The organism is Oceanospirillum sp. (genome assembly GCF_982874595.1).
This window is the reverse complement of the sequence record NZ_CEYNZH010000017.1, coordinates 39052-45051: the sequence shown is the minus strand read 5'-3', so window position 1 is coordinate 45051 and position 6000 is coordinate 39052. Positions and strand designations below refer to the sequence as shown.

General features: G+C 46.4%; 6 protein-coding genes. 4 read left to right on the top strand and 2 right to left on the bottom strand.

The window, feature by feature from the left end; translation table 11 throughout:
- Positions 1 to 213 precede the first annotated feature (213 nt).
- The 4 genes from AC4GL5_RS09710 (at position 214) to AC4GL5_RS09695 (ending at position 3903) form a co-directional block, all read left to right on the top strand.
- Positions 214 to 1317: an AAA family ATPase gene (locus AC4GL5_RS09710; protein WP_490382582.1), complete on the top strand. Its 1104-nt coding sequence runs from the start codon at positions 214 to 216 to the stop codon at positions 1315 to 1317.
- The gene (locus tag AC4GL5_RS09705) at positions 1314 to 1997 is read left to right on the top strand and encodes a DUF4276 family protein (protein WP_490382581.1); all 684 of its coding nucleotides are present in this window, start codon (positions 1314 to 1316) and stop codon (positions 1995 to 1997) included. Before AC4GL5_RS09710 ends, AC4GL5_RS09705 begins: the two co-directional genes overlap by 4 nt.
- A gap of 268 nt (positions 1998 to 2265) precedes the next feature.
- Positions 2266 to 2970, top strand: coding sequence for a hypothetical protein (locus AC4GL5_RS09700; RefSeq protein ID WP_490382580.1), 705 nt, complete (start codon positions 2266 to 2268; stop codon positions 2968 to 2970).
- Between the two features lie 108 nt (positions 2971 to 3078).
- Complete coding sequence (locus tag AC4GL5_RS09695; protein ID WP_490382579.1) at positions 3079 to 3903, top strand: condensin complex protein MksE; 825 nt, start codon at positions 3079 to 3081, stop codon at positions 3901 to 3903.
- A gap of 884 nt (positions 3904 to 4787) precedes the next feature.
- On the opposite strand, the gene AC4GL5_RS09690 is transcribed toward AC4GL5_RS09695, so the two are convergent.
- Positions 4788 to 5048, bottom strand: a complete 261-nt coding sequence (locus AC4GL5_RS09690) for a hypothetical protein (RefSeq protein WP_490382578.1) — start codon at positions 5046 to 5048, stop codon at positions 4788 to 4790.
- A gap of 249 nt (positions 5049 to 5297) precedes the next feature.
- Positions 5298 to 5996 carry a UTRA domain-containing protein gene (locus tag AC4GL5_RS09685; RefSeq protein ID WP_490382577.1) on the bottom strand — a complete coding sequence of 233 codons (699 nt, stop codon included), beginning with the start codon at positions 5994 to 5996 and terminating at the stop codon, positions 5298 to 5300.
- Between the last annotated feature and the right edge of the window lie 4 nt (positions 5997 to 6000).

The window sequence follows — 6000 nt, the reverse complement described above, 5'->3', positions numbered from 1 at the left end:
GGCACTTTGGCACTTTGGCACTTTGGCACTTTGGCACTTTGGCACTTTGGCACTTTGGCACTTGCCCGATCTGCCCAGCATCAGTGGTACAATTGCCTGATATGTTGAAAGCTGGAACAGATACTATGCATCTGCCGCAGCATAGCGGGATGAAGACCAGCGGTATTTGCCGGTGAACGGTTCAGGGCGAGTAAAAGCGAGAGCGAGAGAATAATGAGCAAGGTTGATACCCTTAGCATTTACGGTTTTAAGTCGATCCGGCAGTTAGATCAGCTGAAACTGAATGATCTTAATGTGCTGATCGGGGCTAATGGTGCCGGTAAAAGTAACTTTGTCAGTTATTTTCGTATGCTGCATGAGTTAGCGGAAGAGCGTTTACAAGTTTGGACGTCTAAGCAGGGCGGGGCTGATCGTGTGCTCTGTATGGGGGTAAAAGAAACTGAGCAGCTTAAAACAGTTATCCGCTTTGGTAATAACGGGTACCAGGCGGTACTTGAACCCACAGTGGAAGACAGTTTTACCTTTATCGAGGAAAAACTGTATTTCAAAGGGCCCTACTATGGAGTAACCCGCCCCGACCTAGGCGCAGGTCATAATGAGTCAAAATTAAAAAAGGTGATGCAAGGGGGGATTTCCCAGAACATTGCCACCTTTTGTTATAACGCCATTGCCGGTTGGAAAGTATTTCACTTTCACGATACCAGCGACACTGCGGCAGTAAAACGTCAGGGGGCGGTGCACGATAATGAGTATCTGCGCTCTGATGCAGCGAATTTGGCCGCTTATCTGTTTAAGCTGCAACAGCAAAATCCTGAGGTGTATAGCCAGATCCGTAAAACGGTCCGTTTGGCGGTGCCCTTTTTTGATGATTTTGTTTTAAAGCCGGTACCGCTTTCATCCGGAGAGGAGCAGATCCGACTGCTGTGGAAACAGGCTGATAGTGATTACCCGTTCTGGCCCAGTCAGCTTTCTGATGGTTCGATCCGTTTTATCTGTCTGGTCACCGCGTTACTGCAACCAGAGCCACCCTCTACCATCATCATTGACGAGCCTGAGCTGGGTTTGCACCCTTATGCAATCACTTTGTTAGGTGCTTTACTGCGGGCGGCATCAAAACGTATGCAGGTGATCGTCTCTACGCAGTCGGTGCCACTGCTCAATGAGTTTGAACTGGACGACCTGATTGTGGTTGAACGTGAGCAGGGTGTTTCAACATTTAACCGCCTGGATACGGATCAGTTTGCCAGCTGGCTGGAAGATTACTCGGTTGGTGAGCTTTGGCAGAAAAATCTGTTGGGCGGGAGGCCGTCACGATGAGTGCAAAGCCCCCTGTTTTTGTGCATGTCATCTGCGAGGGACAAACAGAAGAAGCCTTTGTTAATGAGCTGCTGGTTGAGCCTTTTGCTTGCAAAGGGATCTACCTGAAGCCAGGCCTGATCGGTCGCCCGGGGCATAAAGGCGGCAATTTTAAGTTTGATCGTCTCTACCCGGATGTTGAAAAACGCCTTCTGGCAGACAAAAACTGTTATTGCACCACCTTTTTTGATTTTTATGGTTTGCCGGAATCTTTTCCCGGTAAAAGAGAGGCGGCTAGTCTTACCCGTATTGAAGATAAAGCCATGACACTGAACCGGGCATTGCTGGAGCAGCTAACCACCAAGTTGGGTAGTGATGCCATGCGGCGCTTTATTCCCTATGTACAGATGTATGAGTTTGAAGCCCTGCTTTTCAGTGATCCGGAAAAAATGGCAAGAGGAATGGATCAGCTGGAACTGACGTCATCGTTAAAAGCTATTCTTGATACTTTTGAATCGCCGGAACATATCAATAACAGCCCGCAAACCGCTCCCAGCAAGCGTATTGAAAAGCTGGTATTTGGTTATGAAAAGCCTTTGCTGGGTACACTGGCAGCACTGGAGGTAGGACTTGTTCAGATGCGGCAGGAGTGTCATCTTTTTAATGTTTGGCTACAGCAACTGGAAGCTTTGGCTCCCTGACGACTGTTGCCCTCGGAATAACCAGCCGGAAAATTCAGTTAAGGCGTGGAAGCGCCTTAACTATCATGTTAACTACTATCTGCAAAAAACAAGGGTAAAAAATTTTACCTTTGTGCATAAAAAGTTATCAAACAAAAGAGTTTCTCAGTTTGTTTTTTTGTCATAACCTATTGATTTTTATGGAATCAAAGAAATGGCACGCCACCTGCAATTAGTAAGGGAGCGCGACTAATGGTCGCTGACTTTCACTTATTCCAGGATGGTATCCATGAAAAAACTGATCTCTCTGCTGTTTCTTTTCTCTCTGTCTTCTCTGGCATTGGCCGAGTCCAAATCCTTCCCTGAGCCTTTTGGTCTGACCTGGGGCATGTCAGAAGCTGCACTGATTAAGGCCGACTTCAGTAAGACAGGCCCCTCCGATGATTTCAATGTTTTTACGTCGGTTTCGACACCAAAAGCCTGGTCCAAGGCCGATGACTATATTGCGCTGACCTACCGGGGCAGTCTGGTTAAGGTAGCTGCACACTCCAAAAAGTTCTCATCAGATCTGTACGGCAGTGAGGGCAAGGCGGAGTACGAAAATATTAAAGCTCTACTGACCCGGAAATATGGTGCACCAGAGTCCGCCTCGGAACGATCCGGCCTCAAACTCTACAAAGATGCTGACGAGTTCTACCAATGCCTGAAATACGACGGCTGCGGCTTTTACTTTGCTCTTTTAAGATCAATCAAGGCTATATTGCCGTGCAGTTGGAAGGGGTGTCACGAGGTACGGGCTATCTTTCTATCTCCTACGAAAGCCCAGGGTTTTATCAGGCAAAAGAAGCGATTAATAAGCAGGATTCTGCCGCTGACGCAGAAGCGTTTTAAGGAGCCCTATGATGCACAATTTTTGTATCAGACTAGCTTTTACGTTGGTAATCGCGTTGCTGAGTTCAGGTGCTTCAGCAAAAAATCTGAGCGCAGATCGTAAACAGATTCAACAGAGCGATCCTCGTAATGCCCCGGTCAGCTTCACGCTGAACAGTCGGGGGAAACCTTGCAGTTCTGCGTTCAGGATCTCAAGGATCAGGCGCAGCCGATGGATGTATTCCGAGTGTTTCTACAAACAGCCGAGCACTTTAAAGCGCGTACATTTGAAAAGGTGGCTTTATGCTTTCGCAACGAGAACCGCTTTATGCTCAGTGGTGATGATTTTCGTGTGATGGGTGAAGAGTTTGGTGTACAGAACCCTGCCTATACCATACGCACCTTCCCGGAAAAGTTGACCACAACACAAGGGGCAGCCGCTTTTGCAACTCACAAAGGTGGTGTACTTTATCTGATGCGGGTGCAGATGGCGGACTTTAACCAGATGCATGCCCAGTGGAGTCCAGAAATCTTTCGCCTGCTCATGTCGGGCAAGATGATTAATCAGAGTGAGTACAATACAAAAACAAATGAGTTTGAAGACAACCCATTTTATCAGGAAATCATCGGTAACTTTGGTGAATATGAGAAAGTCTATCGAGCGATTGGATACGAACTAAAGCCCATGGGGTGCTCTTATTTTATCCGGGAATACGGCCTAAAAACGTATGATGACAACGCGATGCAGGCAATGGTCTTGCTGGACTGTATTAATCGGGGGATGACGTTAAAAGGTATCAATCCAACCGTTATCCGAGAGCGAAACATTGGCCTGCCTTATGATCATCTGAGAGATATCGCTGAGGATCCAGCAATAAAAGTGGTGTTGAAAGGGTGCGGGCTGAAGCCACCACTGGAAAATAATGTCGATAATTCATTGGTGGCAAAAGGGTTGGCACATAACGTCGGTGGCAAGTTGGTATTGAGTGATGCCGGCTTGTGTTTTATGGATGAGTTGATTGAGCATGCTAGGTATCTAGATGTAGAAACCAGTTAAAAAGAAGCCGTGCAACCTCATATCGCAATAAATCGCGGTACCGAGAACAATCTGGTTGCCTTCTCCTGCAAAAACAAAGTTAAAGCCTATGAGGTTGTGACTCCCGGCCAGAGCGGTTTTATCGCCCCTTAGGGAACACCTTTGCCTCATTATCAGATCCGTTATCCCTGTATGAAAACCTTGATTACAAGGAGACCTGGCTGAGCAAGAAAGATGTGAAAGCACATACCAGATCGACAGAAACCATCAACACCCATCGCTAGGGGATAACACTGTAGATTTAATTGAGTCTACGGTGTTCCACCTTAGGTGGTTTAGCCACAGCCATTGCTGTGGCTTTTTTTATATTTGATGGATTAAATAAAAAATAGTGGTCAAAATCTGAACCGGGAAATTCAGCACTTATGTGACCAAAAAAATGGTCCCAATTGTCAGACAATTTACTTCTTGAGCAAGCATCTGAGAAAAATTTCCCTATGAATCAATGAGGTATATTCTTAAAGGTTTTGATTTTTCACACCCACCAACATTGACATGGTAGGGGTCGCTGGTTCGAATCCAGTCATGTCTACCAGGTACCTAAGAAAAACAGTCACTTATGAGCATTGCTCGGGTGGCTGTTTTTTTTTGGCAAAAAATTGGCAAAGTTTTGGCAAAACTTAGTCGTGTTTCAGGCTTAAGCCTTTCCGCCAGTCTCTGAACAAGGCTGGGAATCGCAGGTGGGAGTGTTGATCAACTCATCCAGAGTGGGTGTTACAATGGCGACGCAGGCTAATCGCCCATTCGCTGAGGCGTTCGCGGATTCGTTTGCACATATTCGGTAAGTACAAATAACAAACCCGCCAAAGGGCGGGTCGTTGATTGTATCGCTGCAGGCGCGAAAGCTAAGCTAATAACCTTGAGTAAAAATCCGTGATTTCAGCAGAGGCATGGGTCAGGAAAATATTATTATTGTCACCATCAAAAATGGCAATCAAACCCCAGCTGTTACTAATGCAATCAAGCAGGATCATTTCAGTATTTTTGCTTTTAAAATCAAGCTGATAGATACCTGTATCAGCATCGCAAACTGTTGTAATACCTAACAGTGTCTTAAACTCCTGCAGCAATCCTATGCTTACATCGGTCCGAATCATTGTGCTCATTGTCTGAACTCCTTATCAATAGAGCTATTGGCATCAAGTAATGATTTCATGTTTCGTCATTTCACAATCCAGCATCATAACCATGGATACGGTTGCAGCCGGATGCAAAACTTAACAAATCTGGACTTGCCCACTATACCGTAAAAAACGGATATCAAATCTGACAAAAATACATTTTTGCAGGGGCAAGCGCTTTGTGGTCGATAATAAGTGTGGCAGGCGATATAAAAGGTGCTGAAAAAGCAGGGGTCAGCTATCAATCTGGATCATTACTGCATCCGGTCGCCAGTATTCGAATTCGCAATCCATCAAGATGCCATCCTGATTGTAGTTAACCCGACAGATTTTCAGGATCTGTTGTCCCTCTGCCAGATTCAGGGCTTTGGCCACATGCTCCGGTGCGGCAGTTGGAATCACATCGAAACGGGATCGTGCCGTCTGATAGCCATACCGTTTGTCATAAAGCGCTGTCAGCGACTGAGACAGGTCATGAGTCAACAGATCCGGAAACAGGGCGGCAATCAGGCAGTTCTCGACAAATAAAACTACCCGATTATCAATCGAGCGCACCCGCTGAATCCGATGTACCGGTTGAATACTCTTCAGCTCAAGTACTTTACTAATGTCGCTGCTGGCCAGCTCCGTTTCAATCTTCAGTACCCGGGTTGCTGCCTGGCGTTGCTGTTCTTCCACCATCCGGTGAAAGTGACTGCGGGACAGAGGGTTATAGCGAAGCCGGGGTGGAGAGACAAACCAACCCCGACGCTCTTCCCGATAGATAAGTCCTTCTGTTTCCAGAGCGATCAATGCATCTTTCATTGTGATACGCGTCGTCTGAAATAACTCGCTTAACTCCCGTTCGGAAGGGAGCTTCTGTTGGCAGGTATAAATACCACCGGCGATCTGTTCTTTAAGTATCCCTTTAATGCTTCTGAGCTGCGTTTTCATAATC